The sequence below is a fragment of the Legionella quinlivanii genome, from assembly GCF_003265995.1.
GTDB lineage: Bacteria > Pseudomonadota > Gammaproteobacteria > Legionellales > Legionellaceae > Legionella_C > Legionella_C quinlivanii_A.
In genome coordinates, this window is the sequence record NZ_MVJN01000001.1 from 45,052 (window position 1) to 68,513 (window position 23,462).

A 23,462-nucleotide genomic window follows, 5' to 3' on the forward strand; every position below is an offset into this window, starting at 1 on the left:
CCGATCTCAAAGATTAAGGCTTGCGCAACATATCTAAGCAGGGCTATGTGCATAATAACAGGGAAATTCTCGCGAAATTTATTAATTTAGATATAATTAAATTAACAGAAATTTTTATAGACGAGTGGAGAATACGATGTCTGATTTTAAATCCAAGCTTCCTAACTTGCAAGAAATCACCTCTTTTGCAAGTAAGTTGTTTAAGGATGTGAAAAATAGTGTAGGCGAAATCGTTGACGAATATAAAAAGCATCGGGAAGAAGCGGAAGCAGCCAACAAAACTGAAGAAACAGAAATTGTAAGCTCAAAAACAGAGACAGTCGTCACCAAAAAAACTGAAGCCTCCGCTGCTGAAAATAAAAAGGAAGATAAAGAATAATCCGTCCTCCTCACTCCCATCCTTAGCGACATTAACCAAGACCAAATAACGCCTGCTGCGAAGCGGCAGGCATTAACCCTCAATTAAGACTGAAGTCTTTCTGGCCTGGTTAAGCCATATTTTCTCATTTTCTCCACCAGAGTGGTGCGCCGCATATTCAGATAATTTGCTGCATGAGCGACAACCCAGTCGGATTCGTTCAATGCTTGACTAATTAAAGCCAGCTCCGTTTTCTCCAGATGTTCTTTCAGATCAATCCCGTCAGCGGTTTGTGGCTGCTCCTGGCCCAGTACAGTCAGTAAAGTTTCTCTCTCCGAGCCTATTATCCCAGATGAACGTGTGCCTGTTTTAAATCGGCTGGGTAAATCACCAGTATCCACAATCCCGTTAGGATATAAAATACTTAAGCGCTCGATCAGATTAGCAAGTTCTCTGACATTCCCAGGCCATTGATATCGTTCCAAAACCTCAAGAGCGGCAGGTAATAAGCGCACCCCCGATTTACCCTCCCCCTCAATTCTGGCGACCAGCTCATTAATTAATAAGGGCAAATCCTCTTTTCGCGCCCTTAAAGGGGGAACATCAATTGGAAACACATTTAAGCGGTAAAATAAGTCCTCGCGAAACTTGCCCTCTTTTATTGCCTGCTCCAGATTACGATGTGTCGCTGCAAGAATTCGGACATCGACATCAATACTTTTATTACTGCCCACTCTCTCAAAGCAGCGCTCCTGCAGCACTCTTAAAAGCTTTACTTGCATGGCAAGCGGCATATCGCCTATTTCATCGAGAAACAGCGTGCCCCCATTAGCCAGTTCAAATCGTCCCTGACGAGACGTAATGGCCCCGGTAAATGCGCCTTTTTCATGTCCAAACAATTCGCTTTCCAGCAATTCAGCTGGAATAGCACCGCAATTAATTGGAATGAAGGGTTTACCTGCACGTTCCGAAAGAGCATGAATATTTCTTGCGACCACTTCCTTTCCAGTGCCTGACTCTCCAAGAATAAGGACATTGGCTTCACTGTTGGCCACCTGAGCAATAAGTTTCCTCACCTGCTTTATTGATTCGCTGTTCCCTACAAGGCTGCGAAACAGCATCGGCTGGTTGGATTCTTCCCTTTTTGAGTATTGCCGCTCCAAAACAATCTGGCACTTATGCAGGGATTCCAGGATCTGATGATAACTGAAAGGGAAATAAAGCGAGGCAATCACATTTCGAATTTTTGATACCACCTGAGATACGGGTGGATCAATTAGTATAACCGGGACCAATGGCTCCCGGGCAGCCAACTGCCTGAGACATAGCTCAAGACTTGCTTCTGATTCAAGCCCTATTATAGCAATTTGGCCATGCAAATCGTCTATCTGCATGAATGTCGAAAAATTTACAATTGAACAAGGCTTGCCGATAAAATTAAGAATGACACTGAGTTTGTCACAACGTTCCTTGTTTTCATCAATTACAAACACAGTCTCCTTACCACGCATAAATCTTATCCTTAAGTCAAAACACCTAGTGTTCAGTATTGTTAACAGTTCATCCTCTGTCAAATATATGACAAAAAAAATTAAAACCCACGAAATTTTTGACGGTTATCGATAGCAGTTGATTTCGGCAAATGCACTACAGGTCGGCCCGAAACAGAGCTTTTGATTACCAATAGCCTTGGTTGCCTTCACACATTTCTCAATCTGGTATTTTTTGACATTGAGGTAGCCCATTCGTCGGCAAAACGAATAAGCAGCACGGCGTCCGCAGCCTTTTTCTCCATCATAACACCAGGCAACCCGATAATTATTGTATCGCGGAACCACGAATCGTCGATATCGATAATGGTAAGGCTGTGCGGGTGTATGCGAAATATCGCCCACGCAGCGAATGGTTTTAAAACCATTACATTGCCATCCCTTGCAGCGCATGGTAGTGACCAGATAATTGGTCAAACCGATATTGTTATCTTTTATCGCCTGATCAGCACGCTTATACCCCATCATCCGGCAATACACGGTCGCCAGCTCCAAACCGCATTTTTTACCGTCCAGAGAACAGTAATTCAGACGCTCTCCATGATACATTGGATTCCAGAAGCTGCGGTGAAAAACCTGCTTTCTGGAATCTGCAGCATGACTTGTCATCGAAAAAATAATCGACAGTAAAACAGCGATTCGATATAAAATGGTCATATTTACAATCCATTACAAAAATTACCTCAATGTTAGCCTATGCGAGGCCCGTTTCTCAATACGCAGCAGCAAATTGCATGCTATAAAGCCCAAAGTATTTACTGAGTCTGGTTCTAAATGGCCAAAAATGATTATTTACAAATCCTTAATAGCACATTCTGATGCGGTCATTTCCGAGGATCTCACGCAAGGAATTCAATAAGTCGTCACTCGGCGATACACACCATTCTTTCCCAAGACTTAATAAAACGCTCGCTTTCTCCGCTTCATATAAGACCTGAACTACGCAATGCCCTTTGTGATTTTTTAATATCGCTTTAAGCGCCATAATATGTTCAGCATGCTGATAATTCAGATTCACTTTAAGCGATTTTGCAAAATGATTTCGCGCCTCAGCAATAGTCAAAATCTGGCTGGCTGACATTTTTATCCCACCGCTGAAATCATCTTTGCTGATTTCTCCTTCAATTGCCAGCATCATACCTGTTTGAATATCAGCGGCAACGGAATCAAAAACCTCAGAAAAAACAACCACATCCATCTTGCCAGACACATCTTCCACCGACAAAATAATCAGCTTTTTTCCGCGTTTGGTCAGCACACGGCGTAATCCGGTGAGTAGCACACAGATCCAGGCTTTTTTTGCATTACCTGGGTTTAATTTAAGAATTGGGGTCACTTTGCTTTGCAATTCTTCAATGTATTGCGCCGCTGGGTGACCGCTGAAATATAACCCAAGGGTTTCTTTTTCCCCATCCAGGCGCTGCATCTGATTCCAGGGGCGAGCTTCCTGGTAATCCTCTCGCGAGGCGGAATCATCTATTAAAGAAAAAAGATCGGTTTGACCGCTATTTTGATTCTGCTGTGCGGCATCCGCAAGTTTTAGTGCCCTTTCAAGCGAAGCGAATAGTACGGAACGCTCCTGCCCCCATTCATCCATTGCTCCGCATTTAATGAGGGCTTCAAGGACCCGGCGATTCACTTTTCTCAGATCAAGCCGGTGGCAAAAATCAAATAGGCCCGAAAAGGCTCCAGATTGTTGACGTTCCTGAACAATACAACTGATAGCAGATTCACCAACACCTTTAATGGCTCCCAGACCATATAAAATGGTGTTGTTATTGGCCACGGTAAATTTAAATTGCGAGGTGTTAACCGAAGGAGGCAATATAGTAAGCTTCATCTGGTAACATTCATTGATGAACGTCACTACCTTATCCGTATTATCCATATCAGAAGACATTACTGCCGCCATAAATGCAGCAGGAAAATGAGCTTTCAACCAGGCGGTTTGATACGCCACCAGCGCGTAGGCTGCCGAGTGCGACTTATTGAATCCATAGCCAGCAAACTTTTCCATCAGGTCGAAAATATAGGTGGCAGTCGCTTCCTCAACTCCTCGACCGACCGCCCCTTCGGTAAAAATTGCCCGCTGTTTGGCCATTTCCTCAGGTTTCTTTTTTCCCATGGCACGCCGCAGCATGTCTGCAGCGCCAAGTGTATAATTTGCCAGAACCTGGGCAATCTGCATCACCTGTTCCTGATAAAGAATAACCCCGTAAGTCGGCTTCAGGATGGGCTCCAGATCAGGATGTGGATACTCTACTTTTGCACGCCCATGTTTTCGGTCTATAAAATCATCCACCATACCCGATTGCAAAGGACCAGGTCGAAACAGTGCGACCAGAGCGATAATATCTTCAAAGCAGTCAGGCTGGAGGCGATGTATAAGCTCCTTCATTCCACGAGATTCAAGCTGAAAAACAGCCGTTGTCTGGCAGGCTTTTAACAAATCAAAAGACGCCTGATCATCCGTAGGAATTAAGCCTATATCGATAGGTGGCTCATTTTGAACCGCTCTTAAGTGATTTACCGTCTGTAGCGCCCAATCGATAATTGTCAGTGTCCTCAGCCCAAGAAAGTCAAACTTTACCAACCCTGCCGCTTCCACATCATCCTTGTCAAATTGACTTACAATCTGAGAAGAGCCCTCTTCACAGTAAATCGCGGTAAAATCAGTTAAGGTGGAGGGGGCTATCACCACGCCTCCCGCATGCTTACCGGCATTTCGGGTAATGCCCTCAAGCTTCATTGCCAGATCGATAAGCTCTTTGACCTCTTCTTCCTCATCATAACGACGCTTTAACTCTTCTTCATCCTGAAGCGCCTTGGAAAGCGTTATACCAATTTCAAAGGGAATTAACTTGGCAATTTTATCAACAAAACCATAGGGATGACCCAACACACGCCCGACATCCCGCACGACTGCCTTGGCAGCCATCGTACCAAAGGTAATAATTTGCGAGACACTTTGTCGACCGTATTTTTCGGCGACATACTCGATAACCCGGTCCCTGCCCTCCATGCAAAAGTCAATATCAAAGTCAGGCATGGAGACCCGCTCGGGGTTTAGGAAACGCTCAAACAGTAATTCATACAACAAGGGATCGAGATCAGTAATTTTAAGTGCGTAAGCGACCAGTGAACCGGCTCCAGAACCCCGTCCGGGGCCAACCGGTACACCATTTTGTTTAGCCCACTGAATAAAATCAGCAACGATCAGAAAATAGCCAGGAAAGCCCATTCGATTAATAACGTCTAGCTCCACCTGCAAGCGCTGATCATAGACCTCTCGCTTGGCCAGCAACACTTCAGGGGTTTCATTGCGAAAAATCTGTTGCAATCGCTCTTCCAGACCCTCTCGCGATAATTTAGATAAATAGTCCGCTTCACTGGAACCATCAGGTATTGGAAAATTGGGCAGATAATTTTGACCAAGTTCAAGCTTAACCGTACAGCGTTTTGCTATTTCAACACTATTCGCCAGAGCCTGGGGCAAATCAGCAAATAATTGGACCATTTCATCTGCAGAGCGCAGATATTGCTTATCGTTGTATTCCTGACTTCGTCTGGGATCGGCCAAAGTGTAACCTTGATGGATACACACCCGGGCCTCATGCGCATGGTAGTCATTCTGGGAAATGAAACGAACATCATTGGTCGCTACGAGAGGAATTCCGAGGCTTTGCGACATCTCAACGATAGCTTCATTATAAAAGCTTTCATCCTTTCTACCCGTACGCTGAATTTCCAGATAAAAACGCCCGGGAAACAGTTGGTTGAAGTGATGAGCCAGAGTATAAGCCTGATCCATATCACCGCTTATCAGTGCCTTGCCTATTATGCCGGATCGACCGCCAGAAAGTGCGATGAGCCCTTCGGCGTGCTCTGCCAGCCATTCATAATGGACACGGGGCTGCCCCTGATGCTGGCCGAATTGGTAGGCTCTGGATACAAGACAGGTTAAATTACGATAACCAAGGTCATTCTGACAGAGTAACACCAGGGAGGAAGTGGCTTCCGGTTTATCAGCATAATGACAAGTCAGATCACTTCCGAGAATGGGCTTAACTCCAGCATCCACTGCTGTTTTGAACAATTTTACGGCAGCAAACAAATTGCAATGATCAGTAACAGCCACCGCGTTCATGCCCCGTTCACTCACCGATTTAATCAAAGGCTTGATTCTGACCAAACCATCAATCATCGAAAATTCAGAATGAACGCGTAAATGGACAAACGAGGATTTCATAACACCGACTCTTATCACTGGATAGGCAGCACTGTACCCAAGTCGCCCTGATACAGCAAGGTTTTTGTCTATTGTTGTTGTTCCTGCCAGCGTATTATTGCCATATATTTGTTATTTACACCCAATTTCTTATTGGCATTCTGCAGATGAAAATTAACTGTCCTTCTTGAAACCTCGAGGATTTTAGCAATTGCTTCCAGTCTCAATCCCTGTGATGTTAATTCAAGACACTGCATTTCACGTTGGGTGAGCGGCACATCTTTCACGGCATCATGCGCCATAAAATGCCTGAGCTGCTGAAAATAAATCGCAGCAATGATCATCCATTCGTATTGCTTTTCCTGCCAGTTCCTAAGCCCATTTTCTTTTTGTTTCTGATGCAAAACCAGAACAACAAAATCACCCTGAGGGCCATAGACCGGGATACTTAATCCTACATCAAGGCCATAATCAAGCGACTCCTGACGTATCCGTTGTTCACGCTTGTTTTTTGCGCTGGCTAATTGCTCACTGACATTCCAGAACACCGGGAGCAGAGATTTTTCCGAATATTCAAGGGTTCTGTCAATATCCGCATAGCCTTGTTCCAGATAATATTGATGCCAGATTTTTAATGCAGGGCTCACCCAGTCATAGATTAGGCGGCTTCCTGTTTTGGTATGGCGATGATAGTAGGTGATAGCAAAACTGTGAATATTCTGCGTGTTAAAATAATCAAAAAGCAATGAATTCAGATCGTCCAGTGAATGAGCGCTCGCAAATATCTGACAAGTCCGATGCATTTTGATCCCTATACCTGTCAAAAAAGACAGGAAGTCACGCATGTTTATTTATTATACATTAGTATCAACTGAAACACACTTCCGAGGTTATCATGCTTAAGATAATACCTGTTGTTTTGTTACTACCAGGCATTAGTTATGCCGCTTCGATGACTAACAGCATCGCCGGTGTCGGGCCTGGTGGATCAGTCAAACCCTATATTTGTATTCAGAATGAAGGCGGAACAGTCACCCTCCCCCTCGCTCCAGGACAATCCGGGGATGCCAATGCGGCATCCGGCAATCAATACTATGCGGGAGCTACACTCCGCTTTGGGGGTTGCTCCAGCGATAATACTTATCTCGGCTATATAGGATTTAATATCAATAACTCAGGTAACAATGCCATCAGTGCCTATACTCCGCCTGAAGGAGTTCATATTACCTATAAAGACCGCCAGATTGATAGCCGCGGAGTGGTTACAGGAGCTATCGATTACACCTCTATCGACTCGAATATGAATCTACCCAATCCAAAAGAAAATAGCTACTGGCAGTTTGCGGGGATTAATTTATCGGGCCTTGAATTTGGAAAAACCATTGATCCGGTGGTCGTTCCTAATCTTTCAGAAAAAGATTCCACCACAACAAATTCGGATTTGAAAGACACTGAAACCTTTATTAAAGCAGGAGTAAATACGGTAAGAGTACCAATCAGTTGGGGCTATGTGCAATTGGATGGGGCTGGCAAAGGCAGTATAAACAAATCCTATTATGATAATTATCTTCGCCCTCTGCTGCAAAGCTTAAGCCATGCAAAAGTAAATACCATCATAGACTTGCACGCCTATATGCGTTACTCAAAATTTGGTGAGCAATACTCAGGATGCGGTGCCGATGGTCCTTGTCCGGATGGAACCTTAGTTCTTGATCCCAAAGCATATGAATCCGTGTGGGGACAATTAGTTGATCTGATTCAGCAAGACAGTCAGATTGACAAAAATTACATAATGCTCGATTTAGTGAATGAGCCAGTGGGCATTCCGGATGATAAAGTATTTACTATCCAGGCTGATTTAATCAAATACCTGCGTAATAAAGGGTTCCAGGGTTATATTCTGGTTGAAGGCAACAGCTGGACCGGGCTGCACTCGTGGACAACTTATCAGTGGACTGGAAGCGATGGGCAAACCTACTCCAATGCCACGTTGTTTACCCGTGAAAATTTTGCTGAAGCCGGCATTACCGATCTTTCAAAGATACTGATTAATGTCCATCAATATCTGGATAGTGATTATAGCGGTACGCATAATGACTGTCTGCAGGATTTAACAACCAAGGGGCCAAATGCCTTTAATCTTGATGAGTTTGTTGATTACTTACAGGAGAATAAATTAAAGGCGATTGTTACAGAATTTGGCACTGGAACCAACGCCGGCAGTTGTAGTGCTCCCTTGCAACAATTCATGCAATATCTGCAGGAAAATAGCGCCAAGGGTAAAGACTATGGCTTTGCAGGTTGGACGGTCTGGTCTACCGGTCATGGTTGGGGGGGCTATAATCTGCGTGTTAAACCGGATTCTTATCAATTCAATGTAATGAAAAACTTTCTCTGATAGTCAGGACAAAATCAGAAAACACCTTCAACCCCCTGGATTTTAACTTGAAACCCAGGGGATTTGTCATTAATGCCTGTTTCCGAGATCCTGTTGGCGGCGTCTCGCCAATAGCCCCAGCACAACAGCCACAATTAGGCCAATCAGCATCCAGCCGAATAGGGCTGTTCCAAGACCGTTGTGAAAAAAAAGACTGGCCAGTAAGCCTCCTAATAAAAAACCACTTAGACCGCTGCGAAAGCGGCTGGTCTTATTCGTTACTGGTGGTTTTTTGGCAGATACATTTCTCGAGAAAAGCGTTTTACTTCGATAGGAACCAAATCCTCTTCCACCGCCGAATCGCTTTGCTGAGGCTTCGCTGACAATCAGTCCGAAAGACAGGAAAACAAATAAGCTCATAAGAATAATATTTTTCATAGAGTACACCTTGTTATAACCGCGAGGCTCTTTATACCTTGGCGGAAGAACTTGTTCAAGCGGTTGTGAACATTCAATAACCAATTTGAGTCTATTGGGCTGTTTCACTTCCCTTAACGGCCTGAAAAATTTGTTTTGCCAGTTTGGGCAGGCGAACTTTATTCGTATTGGTCAATAATATAATGGATATCTTGTCATCAATATGGCGAATCATAAAGCTGCTATATCCGCGGATAGCCCCATCTTTTTGGGCAACCAGTTTATTATTTCGATAGGAGACCTGCCATCCCAAAGACCAGAACAATCCATTTCGACCGCTGGGCTGCCCATTCTTCAGAGTAACTGGCCGCCACATTTGCAGATAGGTTTGAGGGCTTAAAATTTTGCCGGCGCTCATTGCCATATCCCATTTTGCCATGTCTTCAATATTTGAGACTATTCCCCCCGACCCCCACATTTGTTGCCAGGGCTTGCGATTCGGTGAAGGAATATACTTCCCATTCACAAAATGATACCCATTAGCCAATCCAGGGGGATTTAGTGTTGCAGGAAAGCCGGTTTGATTTAAATCCAGGGGATTAAATATTATAGTTTGAAGATAGCTGGCAAGGCTTTGTCCGCTGACACGTTCTATCACCCTTCCTAAAACAATAAAACCAAAATTGTTATAGCGAGTATTTGTACCCGGTGCAAACTGCATTGGCCGCTTGGCCAGCTGCTGCCATACTCGTTGCCAGGGTAAATGCGGTCCCTGGTGCTGAGGAATACCGCTGGTATGCGACAGAAGCTCGCGGATAGTCACCGCACGCCAGGCAGCGGGGGCTTTGGGGACGTATTTTAAAATGGAATCATCAAGCCCTACTTTGCCTTCCTGAACTAATTTCATTATCGCAAAGGCAGTGTATACCTTGGAAATGGAACCTATCGCAAATAAACTCTTAGTGGAAACAGGCCTAGAAGGGTTCAACTGCGCATTACCGTATCCTTTGATCAATAAAGGTTGACCATTTTCCACTATCGCGAGAGCAAGGCCTGGAATATGGTTTTGCTGCATGGCAGTCTGCACTATGGTATCTATTTTTGCTTCCATTGCAGGGAGCGCGAAAAGGGAGTTCGAGACAGTAAGCAATAATAAGATAAAAGTTCGTGCATAGCTCATGAACTCATTGTCCTTGATGAGATTTTCCATAAAGCTACTATCCCACCCAGGACTTTTTTTAGCAAGCAAGTTACACATTACTGGCAATATTTTGTCCTTCTTAAGCCTTCCTTAATTAATATCCCGTATAATTTTCGCATTTTGATAATTAAGGTAAGCCTATGCCCGCATGGAATTTCAATTCAACTGATATTAGTGAAATTGCTGTTTTCGATTTTGACCAAACCATTACCAGACATCATACTTTCAACAAAAAAGCTCGGGCGCAACTCAAGCCAGTAACTAATATCAAGGCAGGCGTACTGGATTATTTCAAATTTACTGATAAAAGACTTTCTGCAATCGCCACTTATCATGATGATCCAGAGTATGTAAAATGCTACATTGAATATGCACTGGGAAAGTCATTAACCTTGGTTGAGGGCTTTGATTTTGAACATACGAAGCTTTCAGTATACTGTGCAGATGGGTTACCACATCCAATTGTGATTTCAAGTCTTCAACCTGTAGACTTCGATACCCACTTGGGCGCTGTGATGCCTGAGGGAAAAAATACTCAAATACTGAATATTCTGTCTTACTTGAAAGTTTTTCATGGGCTTAATTACTCAAACACTCATCTTGAATTTTATGATGATACCTACGAAAACATTTTCGCCGCTACAAACCCTTCCTCCAAGGTTAATCTGCTCGATAAAGTGAGCCATATCAGCACGCATTATGTAATTCGCAATGCGCCTGATTTTAGATTGGGTATCCCAAGAGATCTACACGCTGTAGTAAAAGTTAATCCTCACAGCAGTGATAATCTCAAATTACTTGCAAAAGAAGCATTGGATGAGTATTTAAACTATACTAATCGCTTCTGGTCAAAAATCTCTATTTTTCACCGCCACGGACCCGAAGGGCAAAAGCGAGCGATTGATTTTTTTGATAAATTATTTACCCAAAAAGAGGAAGACACTGCAGGGTTCCTATTGAACTTTCTGGAAAATAATAACAAAAATGGCAATACTTACCCACATTCCTTCCGTACTCTTCTATTGAAAACTATGAGTAAACAGGGTTTGCACTGGGAAAATGAAAGCGACTTTATAAATAATTTAACCGAATTAAAAACCAGTTTATCTCTACCACCAATGACTGCCGTTGCCACAGCCTAACCAATCCTGAGTAGCGCGGCCTCTCTGTAAGGCGCGCTCAACTCTCTGTTTTTTTAAATTCAGACCGATTACTGAGCAACACTGCATTGCATCTTTAATCCTATACAGGCAAAATGACAAACTAAGCAAAACTCTCTGGTTATCATGCAGGATCGCAAAATGGCTTATGGACGTGTTCAACCTATTAAAAGCTGGCTCACTCGCTCTATTTTCGTTTTTCTATTTGCTTCTCATTCCGCTTTCGCCGATGAACCGGTTAGTTCCTGCTCTGGCCCAACCGCTTTCCTGAATCTCATTGACCGACCTAATTATGCAGACAGCTCCTGCACTGTTCCCTGGAAATCAGTCATTATTGAATCCGGTTATCAATATCAGCGTCTTACAGATAGCGATGGCACACTACAGACCTACCCTAACATGGAGACACGTTTCGGTTTACCGGGAAACAATGAACTCTATGTACTTTGGCCAACTTATAATCAGCAATCCTTCTCGCCCCGCTATGGCAATAGCGAAACCATGGCCGGGTTAAAACATATGTTAATTAACAATAATAAATGGGTCATTGCGGTGGAAGCTGAACTATTTTTCCCTGATGGCAGCGCGGCCTATGGGAGTAAGTCAGTTGGCGGCGGTGCTAACGCCATCCTTACTTATACTATTAATCCCAAGTGGAGTGTTACTACAATGCTTGGCGTCAGCAGCTTAACAGAATCGCGCTTTAATGGCGGTGAACGCTATAACAACTTCATTCCGGATTTTGTGCTCAGTTATTCATTAAGTGATCGCCTGAGCGCCTATGGTGAAGTGTATGGTGAAACCAAAACAGGTCCTGGTGAACATAGTGGATTCAATGCCGATGCAGGAATACTGTTTCTGATAACCCCATCCATTATTATCGATATTAACGCTGGCCAGCGAATAAGCGGCTACCCCGGCTCTTTTGAAAATTATTTCGGAGCAGGTATTTCCTTTATGATTTAATTTCCCAGGAAAACTATGGAACAAAGAACTCAGGTACTTATAATAGGTGCAGGTCCAGTTGGCTTAAGTACTGCTATTGGCCTTGCCAGGCAAGGTATTACGTCAGTCGTCATTGAAAAACATCCAGCCACCACCAATCATCCCAAGGCTAGAGGGGTTAATACCCGAACAATGGAAATTTTTCGATTGTGGGGGCTGGAATCACAATTGCGTCAATATCAGCTTCCTGCCGAAGCTCATCGCTTTATCTGGCTTGAGTCTCTGCAAGGTAAAGAATTGACCCGAGTCAATGCAAAGCCAAGACCCTCCTCCTACAGCCCGACTGAAGTGGCTGTTATTTCACAGGATTGGGTAGAAGAGGTACTACTCGCTGCAACCCAAAGCTATCCGCAAATTCAGTGCTACTTTAATGCCAGAATGATTGGTTTTGAGCAGGATGAGTCGGGAGTAAAAACTACAGTGCTCGATACTGTTTCTCAAAAACAATATCTCATACAGTCAGACTATGTGGTTGCCGCCGACGGTGCCAATTCTACCACGAGGCCGATATTAGGCATCGACATGCAGGGTAAGGATAATCTGGGAGAGTTTTGTAACATCTATTGTGAAATGGATTTATCAAAATATTTAAGTGACCGTCCCAGTGTTGGATTTATGTTTACCCGAAAGGATATTATGGGCACCTCCCTGCTCTCCAAGGATGGCTCGAAACGGTGGCTGGTTGGTGTGCGCTATGATCACATTCCTGAATTGACCAGGGAAAGTTTTACCGATCAATTCTGCATTGAACTGATTGAAAACCTCGTGGATGATAAATCCATTCAGATAAAGCTGATTAATAAAGCGTTCTGGACTATGGCTGCCTTGATTGCTGAAAATTACCGCAAAGGCAGAATCATCCTGGCCGGGGATGCCGCACACCGTTTGCCGCCCACGGGGGGACTTGGAATGAATACCGGTGTGCAGGATGCACATAATCTCGCCTGGAAGCTTGCTGCTGTTATTAAAGGTTATGGTACTACTTCCCTGCTTGACACATATTATGATGAGCGTGCTCCAATTGCTCAGAATAATATTGCCTGGAGCACAAAAAACGCAATGCGCTTCACCCGCATTTTTGAAGCCCTCTATAATGAAGACTATGAAACCATGTCAGCGGCCCTGGAAGAACAAAATGAGCACTTGAATCAGGTAGGACTGGATATCGGGTTTCGCTATGAAAGTGGTGCGATAATTGCGGAAAACAGCCCCCCGCCATCTCCCAATACCTCCGATTATCAGCCCTCCACCTATCCTGGAAGCAGAGCACCTCATTATCCTCTTGAAAAAAATGGGATTACCATTTCTACTCTTGACTTATTCGATGATCATTTTGTATTACTTAGCGCCGACGCAAACCAAGAATGGCACAAGGCTGTTAGCGCCATTAGCAATAAATATCCAATAAAGAGTTATCGCATTGGCGAGAAAGGAGATCTTCAAGATCCGCAGGGAAACTGGCTTAAAATCTATGAACTAACTCAATCAGGTGCTGTTTTGGTGCGGCCAGATGGTCACATCGCCTGGCGTACAATGAAAAAATCAGCTGATCCACAAAATAAACTGGAACAAATCTTGAATGAGATATTAACAGGCAGTTAATTTAGAGGATTTACTATGAAACGCAGCAGGATGGTTTGTTTTGTCGTAATGCTATCAGCCCTTATCGGTAGTGTCTCTCTTTTAAGTGCTTGCAACAGCACTTCGGATAAATATCCGCATCCGGTGGATGAAGATTATGGCGGTGGCGGTACGGGTGGAATGGGAGGCTTCGGAGGACATGGAGGCCATTAACTGACATCCAGGCGCTTATCAAGGCTGCATTATCAGGCAGCCTTGAGGGCATCACAAATCAAAACACTTAACTCGCCAGAGCATCCGTGGCTGTGACATACTCATATCCCAGATCACGAGCAACTGCTTCATGCGTGATCATTCCTCTATGAACATTCAATCCATTTAATAAATGACCATCACTTAACAGCGCCAGCTTGACACCTTTGGTTACCAGACTGATTACAAAGGGAAGCGTCGCATTGTTCAGTGCAAAGGTAGATGTTCGCGGAACAGCGCCAGGCATGTTAGCCACGCAATAATGCACGACATTTTCAATCACATAAGTTGGCTCATGATGCGTAGTCGGTCGACTGGTTTCAAAACAACCGCCCTGATCGATGGCCACATCAACGACCACAGAACCGGGCCGCATCGCTTTTAACATCGAGCGCGTTACTAATTTGGGTGCAGCAGCACCTGGAACCAGAACCGCTCCGATAACCAGATCAGCATTCGTGACATACTGCTCCAAGGCTTCAGCGGTGGCATAAATGGTATTCAATTTGGCACCAAACTGAAAATCAAGTTCACGCAAACGAGTTAATGATTTATCAAGAACCGTTACTCTTGCTTCCATTCCCATTGCCATTCGGACTGCATTGGTTCCTACCACTCCGCCGCCTATTACCAGAACATTGGCAGGAGCGACACCTGGTACGCCGCCTAAAAGAACCCCGCTTCCACCCTGCGCCATCTCCAGACAATGAGCACCAGCCTGAATGGACATGCGCCCTGCGACCTGAGACATAGGAGTCAGCAAAGGCAAGCCACCGTCATTTTGCGTCACCGTTTCATAGGCAATTGCAGTCGCGCCTGATTCTTTCAGCAGGCGAGTCTGCTGTGGATCCGGGGCCAGATGAAGATAGGTAAAAAGGGTTTGCCCTTCTCGAAGACGATGGCACTCCACTGGTTGGGGCTCTTTTACTTTAACAATTAGCTCAGCCCGCTCAAATACCTCATCAGCAGTTGCCAGGATCTCAGCTCCAGCGGCACGATACTGATCATCAGTAATTCCAATACCGAGGCCAGCTCCTTTTTCTACAAAAACGGTGCTTCCTACTCGCGTAATTTCTCGAACGCTGGCAGGAACCAATCCCACGCGATTCTCCTGCGGTTTGATTTCTTTTGGAACACCGACAAACATATTCACCCCCCGATTATTGTTTTAACTGCTCGATAAGCTGAGGCACCAGCTCGAATAAATCACCTACCAATCCATAAGTGGCTATTTGAAAAATAGGAGCATCCTCATCTTTATTGATTGCGACAATCACTTTAGAGTCTTTCATTCCAGCCAAATGCTGAACTGCTCCTGAAATGCCAATCGCAAAATATAAATCCGGGGCCACTACTTTGCCAGTTTGCCCCACCTGATAGTCGTTAGGAACAAATCCGGCATCAACAGCTGCTCTCGACGCACCCACTGCAGCCCCCAGGACATCGGCCAGCTCCTCAATCAATTTGAATTTTTCAGCATTCTGCAAACCGCGCCCGCCCGATACGATGATTTTTGCACTCCCCAATTCAGGCCGTTCTGACTTGCTTAGCTGATGGCTTACAAAATGGCAGTTCTCTTCTGCAATCACTGTGCTGATTCGTTCAATACAGCAGGCCGATTGTTTATCCTGAATGCTGTCAAATGCTGTGGTACGAATGGTTAATACTTTTATGGCATCGAGAACTTTCACCGTTTCTATCGCGTTTCCAGCGTAAACCGGATGCTGGAACTCGTCTGAGGAAATAATACGGCTGACATCCGAAACCTGAGCCACATCAAGCAAGGCCGCAACCCGTGGCAGTATATTTTTTCCAAACGTTGTAGACGCAGCAAGAATGGCTGTGAATGATTCAGCAAGGCTTGCCACTAGCTGGCTTGTATTTTCTGCCAGCTGATGGGCATAGCATGGGTTATCCACCAGGAGAACCGAATGAACACCCGCCACAGCGGCAGCCTGCTCGGCAACAGCTTGACAATTATGGCCAATCACCAGAAACACCGGCTTATCATCAAGCTGAAGTGCGGCTGCCAAAGTATTCAGGGACGCAGGGTGCAATTGTTTATTGTCATGTTCCGCAATGACTAGAACGCTCATAATCTCTCCCTGAATTAAAGCACTTTGGCTTCATGTTTTAATTTATCTATCAAACTACTGACCGAGTCGAGTTTGACACCAGCGCTTCTCGCAGAGGGTGCAGTAACCGACACCACTTTAACATGCTCTTTAAGTTCAAGATTCAGACTGCTCAAATCAATGATATCAAGCGGTTTTTTCTTGGATTTCATGATATTAGGAAGGCTGGCATAACGAGGTTCATTAAGGCGTAAATCTGTACTGACTACAGCGGGCAATTGCATTTGCAAGGTTTCCAGACCCCCATCAATTTCCCGGGTCACAGTAATGGTATTATTTTCAATATTCAAAGAAGAAGCAAATGTAGCCTGAGGCCAGTTTAACAAGGCGGCAAGCATTTGCGGCGTCTGGTTATTATCCCCGTCAATAGATTGCTTCCCCATTAATATCAGCCCTGGCTTTTCCTGATGAACTATCGACGACAAAATTTTTGCGATATTCAGGCTGCAAAAAGTCTGATCGGTTTTGACCAGAATAGCCCGATCAGCTCCCAGAGCCAGACCATGCCTTAAGGTTTCCTGAGAGGCGTCGCTGCCAATTGAGATAATGACCACTTCAGAACCTAAGTTTTTCTCTTTCAGACGAAGCGCTTCTTCTACAGCAATTTCGTCAAAAGGGTTCATGGACATCTTGATATTTTGTGTTTCTACCCCCTGATTATCGGCTTTAACACGGATTTTTACATAGGGGTCAATTACACGCTTCACTGCAACCAAAATTTTCATAGATCCTCACTGGATTCACTCATTATCAGTTTACGAGTATTTCAAACTGCTTTTATTTTTATCCTGAATCAAGCCCTACATCTTGCCAGAGAACGAGTACATAATTCAAGGCTAGTTTTCAGTAAGCCTGTTCAGCTCTTGGGACAATAATGCCAAAATTAACTAGACAGCAGTAATTTCCTCCAGAAACTGGCGAAAGCTTTCTCCAATTTCCGGATGGCGCAATCCAAACTCAACACTTGCCTGCATATATCCCAATTTGGATCCACAATCATAGCGTTTACCGTCAAATTGATAAGCCAATACTTTTTCGCAGTCAAGCAATCGCTTAATTCCATCAGTAAGCTGAATTTCTCCGCGCTCGTCTGGCGGTGTTTCCCGTAATGCGGTAAAAATTGCCGGAGTAAAAATATAGCGCCCTACTGCTGCGAGGTTTGAAGGGGCCGTTTTGGCTGCTGGTTTTTCAATCATCCCGGTCACTTCGGAAAAACGCTCCTGCGGATTTACAAGGCTAACTACACCGTATTGATGTACATCGTGCCAGGGAACGGATTGAACAGCCAGAATCGATTTTCTCTCATTCATAAAAAAATCGACCATCGACGATAAACAGGGAACACGCAGATCGTCAATCAAATCATCTGCCAATAATATTGAAAAGGGATCCTCACCAATCACATGCTCTGCACAGAGAATCGCATGCCCAAGGCCCATCGGTTGATTTTGCCGGACATAGGTAAACTGAATCCCTTCAGGGGAAACATTGCGTACCAGCTCCAGAAAGCTTTCTTTTCTTTGCTCTAAAAGCCGGCTTTCGAGCTCGAATTGTTTATCAAAATGATCCTCTATAGCTCTTTTGGTAGAGCTGGTAATGAAAATCATATGATTGAAGCCGGCTCGCGCGGCTTCTTCTACCGCATATTGAATCAGCGGCTTGTCTACAACCGGCAACATTTCCTTTGGAGTAGCCTTGGTAGCAGGTAAAAAACGGGAGCCTAGTCCTGCAACAGGAAACACCGCCTTTTTTATTGGCATCGCTAATCACCTAATCGTTATATCCAATAACAACAGGACGTCCTACAGAATAATACATCTGCAAATTGGCATCTTTGACAGCTTTCAAGTCAAAGCAATTACGTCCATCAAAAACTGCCGCTCGTCCAATAGATCGTTTCATCGCAGAAAGAGAATAAGACTGGAATTCAGACCATTCAGTGGCAATTATTAAAGCATCTAAACCTGCACTAAGTACTTCTTCGGCAGATTTTGCCCATACGATATTATGCTCGCCCTGAAAAAGCAACTGGGCAGCATCTGTAGCTACAGGATCATAGGCGACCACCAAAGCGTCTTCCCGAAGAATCGACTGAATTGCAATCAAACTACTCGCCTCTCTTAAATCATCTGTATCCGGTTTAAATGACAATCCCCAAAATCCCAGCTTTAAACCGCTCAATTTCTGATTAAAATGACTCATCAAATGCTTAAAAACCCAGTTTTTCTGCTCATTGTTCACTTCGTCTATCGCAAGCAGCAAAGAGGGGTTCAATTGCAGGTCGACAGCACATTGGGCCAGAGCTCTGACATCCTTTGGAAAACAGGAACCGCCATAGCCTATTCCAGCATTCAGAAAGTGAGGGCCGATGCGTTCATCGAGCGCCATACCCCGGCGCACCTCTTCGATGTTAGCCCCGGCAGCTTCTGCGATTTGGCTAATCTGGTTAATAAAGCTTATTCGGGCGGCCAGCATGGCATTGGCTGAATACTTGGTCAACTCGGCAGAAGAGCGGCTCATTGAAAGAAACGGTATACCTTTGTTGATTAATGGCTGATAGATTTCCTGCAGGCAGGCAATTGAAGACGGTTCTCCGCCTGCGATAATGCGGTCGGCATTTAAAAAGTCAAACACAGCAGAGCCTTCCCGCAAAAACTCAGGATTAGATGCCAGATGCACTGAAATATCCTTATTCAATAGTGCTAACTCTCCCTTAACAAGATTTTCCAGAAGCTCCCCGGTTCCTACGGGAACAGTGGATTTACAAATAATAAAACTATCTCTTTCAGCCAGTTGAGCTATTTTTCTGACAACCTCTTTGACCTGAGATAAATCAGCGCGGCCATCCTCTAATCCCGGTGTGCCTACGGCAATAAAATGAACATTCGCGCAATAAACTGCCTTTTCAAGCTCTGAATCAAATCGCAGCCTGCCTGCACCGCTTTGTTCAGAAAGCAATTGAGGCAAATTTTTTTCATGAATAGGACAATGCCCTGATTGTAAGGATTTAATTCGGTTATGGTTTACATCCACGCATAAAACATCATGTCCCAGACTAGCGAAACAGGCAGAGGAAACCAGCCCCACATAACCTGCTCCATATACAGCTATTTTCATAATTACTCTCACTTCCTTTAAACACAGGTCAAAGCGCTTGGCTCGCACTCATTACCTTCAAACAGTCCAGGTTCCTCCTGGGTCGGCTTGTTTACAGTTCTAAGTGTTGCGAGCGCCTTGGTAACCGCACGGGCAGCTTCTGTTCCTGTGGCACATATATCTTTGTTGTAAGACAGTTTTCTTAGCCGGTCTTCGATATTTTTTAACTTTATTTCGAGCGAATAATTTGAAGCGTCTTCTTGTTGGAAAACTTTTAAAAGCTCCTTCATTTTCATGCTTTTTGTATGGCCATAGCGAAGACTGGCAGCGGTTTGTTTTGATTGCTGATAAATATATTCTTCAAGCGGAACCGCAATCAGTTTAATCTCAAACTCACTAAAGTAATGCCCCCATAAACCAATCTCTGCTGACAGATATAAATCGCTTAGCGCTGCAGAAGGCATAATGCTGTTAAATATCCTTTTCTGAGCCTCCAGGCTCAATGCCAGCCCCACTTTAAAAATCAGATAAATCAGATTGGTGCCCTGTGCCATTGCTGTCGCGGCCAGCTTTGAAAATACTTCAATGAAATAATGGGTCTGTTTCCCAATTGCCTGAACAATATCGATTTGTGATTTCTGTAGCCAGTCCGAACCTTTCCAGATCACATAAACTGTCGCGAATAATATCGCAAATTCCTCGATATATAAACCTGCGCAAAGTGCTGTAGTGACCAGAGGTAACTTATCGATAGTGGTTTGAAACCAGTTTTCCGGCAACTCCCGGGCATTGTTATGATAATCCTGAATGGAACCAAACATTGTGATGAGACTACTGAGTAAAGCGCTTTGCACCACATTCTCAGAAGTTTCCCTGTCTTTATTTAATTTGCTGATGAGCTGGTCAAGGTTGGATACCTCCATATATTGCGAAGGTTTATGATTAGCATTTTTTTGCAGGATAAGATGACACTGAGCGAGCAGATAACGGCACAAACCCTTTTCATAGGTCGTATCGCTGACTTGCTGTTCAATCCAGGCTATATACCCCTCTCCGCTGTTGGCCTCTATCAATTTATCGAGCTCGGCATAGGCCCGTTCAAGCTTGTCCGGCTGCCCCACGAATTGTCCCAGCAATTGCGAAAAGCAGGTCATCAGCGTCAGCTTGATTTTATTTTGCTGATAGGCATTCAGCTCAATACGATTGGTATAATAATAATCTACAATGGAACTTAGTTTTCTCTCCAATTCTTCTATTGTCATCCCTATCTCCGTATGTACTTCGTGCATTGAGTCAAGCGTTATCTTTTAAGCAAAATAGTGTTAGGATACATAAATTGTAACTCCCCAGGTACGTCATCCTGAGCGTAGCGAAGGATCTCAAACTGCTTGGAACTGAGCCAGATTGAGGAGATCCTTCACTGCGTTCAGGATGATGTACCTCGGGAGTTACCAAAAAATTTATCATAAGGCACAGTAAATTTCTGGTCTACTGCTAACACTCATTACTGCATTTTTATGGATATAAATCAACTAACTGCCTCAAAAGAAAGCAGGCACTCCTCGGCCGCAGCACTACTCGGCTTTTGCCTCATTATTATTTTTGTACGGCTTTTTTTAAGAGGCAGCTTGCTTGAACTTGATGAAGCGGAGCAGATTGTCCTGGCGCAGCATTTTTCCTGGGGCTATCTTAATCAACCGCCCTTATATAATTGGCTGCAATACAGTCTGTTTCGGTTGTTTGGCGCAAATCTTTTCAGTTTAATCGCCTTGAAATCAGTACTGCTTTTTGGGTGTTTGTTTTATTACCATCGCATTTGCCAGTTACATTGTAAAAATTCTTTATTGGCCTGGTGCGCTACAGTTTCATGGGCTTTAATTCCCGCAATCAGCCTGGACTTGCTGAAGGACAATACGCACTCAGTACTGGCTTTGTTAATGGCTTGTATCAGCTGGTATATAGTTTTTAAACCGCAAAGCCTGTCCAGCTTTAGTGACTATTGCATCCTGGGCTTAGTCATGGGCTGCGGCCTGCTTTCTAAATACAATTATTTATTCTTTCTTTTACCCCTGCTTCTTACGCTTTTATCCATTGAGGAAATTCGTTCACGAGTAAAGCCCGCTTATTTATTTCTATCCTTTTCATTGGCGTTACTGATTGCAAGTCCCTATCTGATATGGCTTTATCATTTTGCCAGTATTGGCCTGCATGCCAGCTATAAGCTGGTCTCGCAAGACAAATCGCTCATTCATGGGGCGCTTGAAGTTCTTAAAGGCAGTTTACTATTCATCCTGCCCGTTTACATAATTAGCCAGATTTTTTTTCCGCAATCGTTTTCCTTCCGACCTAAAACGCTGGAAAGCCGCATCGTTAATGTTTATTTCATCTATGCGCTGGCGTGTCTGATCATCCTGGTACTGGCATTGGGGATCAAAAATTTTGAAACGCGATGGCTTATCCCGATATTTTTTATAGTACCGGTTCTTTTTTTTAGCCCAATTAAAGAAAATCAGTTTAATCCGAAACGTTTTGCTCGCTACATGGTATGCTGTCTTCTTCTGCAAGGCTTTTTTATTTCAGCACTGGTCTATCGGGCACATTTTGGAAATCAGCGCAACCTGCGTTTCCCTTTCACAGAGCTGGTTCATGTGCTGAAACAATCAGACAGCTCCTTCAATTATATTCTTTCCGATTCATTCTGGTTACTTGGAAATCTGTACACACAAACCGGAACTGATTTTCGTTTTATTGATACTCTGACAGCGTTCCAGTATCCGAAAGGCCACTTGTTTTTAACCTGGATGGGAGCGAAAACCCCATCCTGGGTTCGAGATCTATTTCCAAACCAGGAAATTGTGGTGCACCCGATATACTCCACAACCCGCCCGCGGGAGATTCTTGGCGGCTGGAGCGAGTATAATGGCCCTATGCCATTGGTTGCCTTGGTCTGAGCTTTATCATATTTATTGAATTTTTACCCAACTTATCTCATAATATGCAAATAATTTATTTATTTTACAATTACTATGACAGCCTATTTAAATAATCTTCTAAACAAAAGATCCTGCCAGAATTCCACTCATCCAGCTATCGTCTCCTTAAAAGAGATTTGCAAAGATAGCCAAAAATTAACACTTGCCGATTATCAAAAAATAATTACACAGTTTATCAAATCGCCCGCAACTGACACTGATAGCGTCAATATTGAAAAATTCATTTTTTCAGCCTACGAATTAGAATGCTATCATCGCCAGCTTCAGGCGCAGTGCAAACCCTCTGTTGAGTCGGCTAAAAAAACAAGTCCGACACTTTTTGCAAGAGAAATTACCTCAATTTCTCCCCATCGCCTCCAGATTTTGAATCTACTCATTAAATTAAATATATTAGATGACAAACTATTTGAAGCCGTAAGCTCTTATCCACGTGCTCAGATTCAAAACCTTTATGCTCAGTTCAAATCTATTAAAAACCAGGATGATTTTTGGAGCATTCATAATGAATGGAGCGCTGAAAATAAATCCGAAGAAGTTGCTGCCAAAAATTCAACATCTACTGTGATACCGCCGAATTAAACTGCTTATTCAGCGACCACATAAAATTCGCAGGCCTCTCGCGCACTGGTACAAACATAGCCGGTATAGATATCAATCCAGTTTGGATCAACGCGCGGAGGCAATTTAACGATGGTTTGTCTCCAGATTGAATAATCTCCAGCTGAATTACGATAAGTGCAGCTCACCCCCCTGCCAAAACCGGCTACCAGAATGTTGGCCTTAACAAACTGAGTGCCGGGTTCTCCGTAAGGAGGATTCGCTGAAAAGGGATTCTTAAGCCAGGGATAGGGAGGTTCTCCCCATTGAAGAGAGCTATTATCAGGATCAGGACAAACGCTTGCGTAAGAGTTGAGAGTGAGCGCTAAAAGCCATAGAAATAGCTTTAATTTCATTTTTATTCTCCCTGAATAATTCGCTCGCATGTAATTATCTGATTATTTTTCGAATTTTGTCAATGAGAACTTGAATTCCCATGATCATTTTGTATAACAGAAAATCTTATTGATCCCATTTTAAACCACTGCTAGAATGCATTGTCATTGCCCAAT

The 23,462-nt window shown here is 43.9% G+C and carries 21 protein-coding genes; 8 read left to right on the plus strand and 13 right to left on the minus strand.

The annotated features are described in order from the left end of the window. Positions 1 to 136: 136 nt before the first annotated feature. Positions 137 to 379 carry a hypothetical protein gene (locus B1207_RS00215; RefSeq protein ID WP_112217997.1) on the plus strand — a complete coding sequence of 81 codons (243 nt, stop codon included), beginning with the start codon at positions 137 to 139 and terminating at the stop codon, positions 377 to 379. Positions 380 to 462: 83 nt separating this feature from the next. On the opposite strand, the gene B1207_RS00220 is transcribed toward B1207_RS00215, so the two are convergent. From B1207_RS00220 to B1207_RS00235, 4 genes are all read right to left on the minus strand, one after another. Beyond that, a complete protein-coding gene (locus tag B1207_RS00220) occupies positions 463 to 1,869 on the minus strand; it encodes a sigma-54 interaction domain-containing protein (protein ID WP_112217998.1) in 1,407 nt (468 codons plus the stop codon). A 105-nt stretch (positions 1,870 to 1,974) separates the two neighbouring features. After that, positions 1,975 to 2,565 (minus strand): hypothetical protein, encoded by a 591-nt coding sequence (locus B1207_RS00225; RefSeq protein WP_112217999.1) that lies wholly within the window; start codon positions 2,563 to 2,565, stop codon positions 1,975 to 1,977. A gap of 145 nt (positions 2,566 to 2,710) precedes the next feature. Then, positions 2,711 to 6,157 (minus strand): DNA polymerase III subunit alpha, encoded by a 3,447-nt coding sequence (dnaE, locus tag B1207_RS00230; protein ID WP_112218000.1) that lies wholly within the window; start codon positions 6,155 to 6,157, stop codon positions 2,711 to 2,713. Positions 6,158 to 6,225: 68 nt separating this feature from the next. Beyond that, positions 6,226 to 6,939, minus strand: a complete 714-nt coding sequence (locus tag B1207_RS00235; RefSeq protein WP_112218001.1) for a helix-turn-helix transcriptional regulator — start codon at positions 6,937 to 6,939, stop codon at positions 6,226 to 6,228. A 92-nt stretch (positions 6,940 to 7,031) separates the two neighbouring features. Between B1207_RS00235 and B1207_RS00240 the strand changes: the two genes are divergently transcribed. Next, entirely contained in the window at positions 7,032 to 8,534 is a 1,503-nt protein-coding gene (locus B1207_RS00240) for a glycoside hydrolase family 5 protein (protein ID WP_112218002.1), read from the plus strand. Between the two features lie 69 nt (positions 8,535 to 8,603). Here the strand turns inward: B1207_RS00240 and B1207_RS00245 are convergent, their stop codons facing one another. Next, entirely contained in the window at positions 8,604 to 8,951 is a 348-nt protein-coding gene (locus B1207_RS00245) for a hypothetical protein (RefSeq protein ID WP_112218003.1), read from the minus strand. A 91-nt stretch (positions 8,952 to 9,042) separates the two neighbouring features. Beyond that, on the minus strand, positions 9,043 to 10,110 hold the full coding sequence (locus B1207_RS00250) for a serine hydrolase domain-containing protein (RefSeq protein WP_112218320.1): 1,068 nt from the start codon (positions 10,108 to 10,110) through the stop codon (positions 9,043 to 9,045). 161 nt (positions 10,111 to 10,271) lie between these two features. On the opposite strand from B1207_RS00250, the gene B1207_RS00255 reads away from it, so the two are divergent. The 4 genes from B1207_RS00255 to B1207_RS15880 all read left to right on the plus strand — a co-directional run bounded on the left by B1207_RS00255 (position 10,272) and on the right by B1207_RS15880 (position 14,090). After that, positions 10,272 to 11,273 (plus strand): hypothetical protein, encoded by a 1,002-nt coding sequence (locus tag B1207_RS00255; protein ID WP_112218004.1) that lies wholly within the window; start codon positions 10,272 to 10,274, stop codon positions 11,271 to 11,273. Between the two features lie 159 nt (positions 11,274 to 11,432). Then, positions 11,433 to 12,257, plus strand: coding sequence for a transporter (locus tag B1207_RS00260; protein WP_172458037.1), 825 nt, complete (start codon positions 11,433 to 11,435; stop codon positions 12,255 to 12,257). Between the two features lie 15 nt (positions 12,258 to 12,272). Then, the gene (locus B1207_RS00265) at positions 12,273 to 13,898 is read left to right on the plus strand and encodes an FAD-dependent oxidoreductase (protein ID WP_112218006.1); all 1,626 of its coding nucleotides are present in this window, start codon (positions 12,273 to 12,275) and stop codon (positions 13,896 to 13,898) included. Positions 13,899 to 13,913: 15 nt separating this feature from the next. After that, positions 13,914 to 14,090, plus strand: a complete 177-nt coding sequence (locus tag B1207_RS15880; protein WP_172458039.1) for a hypothetical protein — start codon at positions 13,914 to 13,916, stop codon at positions 14,088 to 14,090. 67 nt (positions 14,091 to 14,157) lie between these two features. Here the strand turns inward: B1207_RS15880 and ald are convergent, their stop codons facing one another. From ald to B1207_RS00295, 6 genes are all read right to left on the minus strand, one after another. Beyond that, positions 14,158 to 15,276, minus strand: a complete 1,119-nt coding sequence (gene ald / locus B1207_RS00270; protein WP_112218007.1) for an alanine dehydrogenase — start codon at positions 15,274 to 15,276, stop codon at positions 14,158 to 14,160. A 13-nt stretch (positions 15,277 to 15,289) separates the two neighbouring features. Next, on the minus strand, positions 15,290 to 16,225 hold the full coding sequence (locus B1207_RS00275; protein ID WP_112218008.1) for an electron transfer flavoprotein subunit alpha/FixB family protein: 936 nt from the start codon (positions 16,223 to 16,225) through the stop codon (positions 15,290 to 15,292). Between the two features lie 14 nt (positions 16,226 to 16,239). After that, a complete protein-coding gene (locus tag B1207_RS00280) occupies positions 16,240 to 16,989 on the minus strand; it encodes an electron transfer flavoprotein subunit beta/FixA family protein (RefSeq protein WP_112218009.1) in 750 nt (249 codons plus the stop codon). A 162-nt stretch (positions 16,990 to 17,151) separates the two neighbouring features. Further along, the gene (gene galU, locus B1207_RS00285; protein ID WP_112218010.1) at positions 17,152 to 18,024 is read right to left on the minus strand and encodes a UTP--glucose-1-phosphate uridylyltransferase GalU; all 873 of its coding nucleotides are present in this window, start codon (positions 18,022 to 18,024) and stop codon (positions 17,152 to 17,154) included. A 10-nt stretch (positions 18,025 to 18,034) separates the two neighbouring features. Further along, positions 18,035 to 19,381, minus strand: coding sequence for a UDP-glucose dehydrogenase family protein (locus B1207_RS00290; RefSeq protein WP_112218011.1), 1,347 nt, complete (start codon positions 19,379 to 19,381; stop codon positions 18,035 to 18,037). Between the two features lie 17 nt (positions 19,382 to 19,398). Continuing rightward, positions 19,399 to 20,622: a hypothetical protein gene (locus B1207_RS00295; RefSeq protein ID WP_112218012.1), complete on the minus strand. Its 1,224-nt coding sequence runs from the start codon at positions 20,620 to 20,622 to the stop codon at positions 19,399 to 19,401. A 255-nt stretch (positions 20,623 to 20,877) separates the two neighbouring features. Between B1207_RS00295 and B1207_RS00300 the strand changes: the two genes are divergently transcribed. Together B1207_RS00300 and B1207_RS00305 are read left to right on the plus strand one after the other, a co-directional pair. Further along, positions 20,878 to 22,311, plus strand: a complete 1,434-nt coding sequence (locus B1207_RS00300) for an ArnT family glycosyltransferase (protein WP_112218013.1) — start codon at positions 20,878 to 20,880, stop codon at positions 22,309 to 22,311. A 75-nt stretch (positions 22,312 to 22,386) separates the two neighbouring features. After that, positions 22,387 to 22,932: a hypothetical protein gene (locus B1207_RS00305; protein WP_112218014.1), complete on the plus strand. Its 546-nt coding sequence runs from the start codon at positions 22,387 to 22,389 to the stop codon at positions 22,930 to 22,932. A gap of 5 nt (positions 22,933 to 22,937) precedes the next feature. On the opposite strand, the gene B1207_RS00310 is transcribed toward B1207_RS00305, so the two are convergent. Next, positions 22,938 to 23,306 carry a DUF3757 domain-containing protein gene (locus tag B1207_RS00310; protein WP_058506746.1) on the minus strand — a complete coding sequence of 123 codons (369 nt, stop codon included), beginning with the start codon at positions 23,304 to 23,306 and terminating at the stop codon, positions 22,938 to 22,940. Positions 23,307 to 23,462: the final 156 nt, after the last annotated feature.

Bases quoted from the DNA above. Each gene is read 5' to 3' on its own strand.
- B1207_RS00220 (WP_112217998.1), bottom strand. From the start codon at position 1,869: ATGCGTGGTAAGGAGACTGTGTTTGTAATTGATGAAAACAAGGAACGT.
- B1207_RS00290 (WP_112218011.1), bottom strand. From the start codon at position 19,381: ATGAAAATAGCTGTATATGGAGCAGGTTATGTGGGGCTGGTTTCCTCT.
- B1207_RS00295 (WP_112218012.1), bottom strand. From the start codon at position 20,622: ATGACAATAGAAGAATTGGAGAGAAAACTAAGTTCCATTGTAGATTAT.
- B1207_RS00260 (WP_172458037.1), top strand. From the start codon at position 11,433: ATGGCTTATGGACGTGTTCAACCTATTAAAAGCTGGCTCACTCGCTCT.
- B1207_RS00245 (WP_112218003.1), bottom strand. From the start codon at position 8,951: ATGAAAAATATTATTCTTATGAGCTTATTTGTTTTCCTGTCTTTCGGA.
- B1207_RS00265 (WP_112218006.1), top strand. From the start codon at position 12,273: ATGGAACAAAGAACTCAGGTACTTATAATAGGTGCAGGTCCAGTTGGC.
- B1207_RS00275 (WP_112218008.1), bottom strand. From the start codon at position 16,225: ATGAGCGTTCTAGTCATTGCGGAACATGACAATAAACAATTGCACCCT.
- B1207_RS00225 (WP_112217999.1), bottom strand. From the start codon at position 2,565: ATGACCATTTTATATCGAATCGCTGTTTTACTGTCGATTATTTTTTCG.
- B1207_RS00300 (WP_112218013.1), top strand. From the start codon at position 20,878: ATGGATATAAATCAACTAACTGCCTCAAAAGAAAGCAGGCACTCCTCG.
- B1207_RS00255 (WP_112218004.1), top strand. From the start codon at position 10,272: ATGCCCGCATGGAATTTCAATTCAACTGATATTAGTGAAATTGCTGTT.
- galU (WP_112218010.1), bottom strand. From the start codon at position 18,024: ATGCCAATAAAAAAGGCGGTGTTTCCTGTTGCAGGACTAGGCTCCCGT.
- B1207_RS00310 (WP_058506746.1), bottom strand. From the start codon at position 23,306: ATGAAATTAAAGCTATTTCTATGGCTTTTAGCGCTCACTCTCAACTCT.
- B1207_RS15880 (WP_172458039.1), top strand. From the start codon at position 13,914: ATGAAACGCAGCAGGATGGTTTGTTTTGTCGTAATGCTATCAGCCCTT.
- dnaE (WP_112218000.1), bottom strand. From the start codon at position 6,157: ATGAAATCCTCGTTTGTCCATTTACGCGTTCATTCTGAATTTTCGATG.
- B1207_RS00235 (WP_112218001.1), bottom strand. From the start codon at position 6,939: ATGCATCGGACTTGTCAGATATTTGCGAGCGCTCATTCACTGGACGAT.
- B1207_RS00215 (WP_112217997.1), top strand. From the start codon at position 137: ATGTCTGATTTTAAATCCAAGCTTCCTAACTTGCAAGAAATCACCTCT.
- B1207_RS00250 (WP_112218320.1), bottom strand. From the start codon at position 10,110: ATGAGCTATGCACGAACTTTTATCTTATTATTGCTTACTGTCTCGAAC.
- ald (WP_112218007.1), bottom strand. From the start codon at position 15,276: ATGTTTGTCGGTGTTCCAAAAGAAATCAAACCGCAGGAGAATCGCGTG.
- B1207_RS00280 (WP_112218009.1), bottom strand. From the start codon at position 16,989: ATGAAAATTTTGGTTGCAGTGAAGCGTGTAATTGACCCCTATGTAAAA.
- B1207_RS00240 (WP_112218002.1), top strand. From the start codon at position 7,032: ATGCTTAAGATAATACCTGTTGTTTTGTTACTACCAGGCATTAGTTAT.
- B1207_RS00305 (WP_112218014.1), top strand. From the start codon at position 22,387: ATGACAGCCTATTTAAATAATCTTCTAAACAAAAGATCCTGCCAGAAT.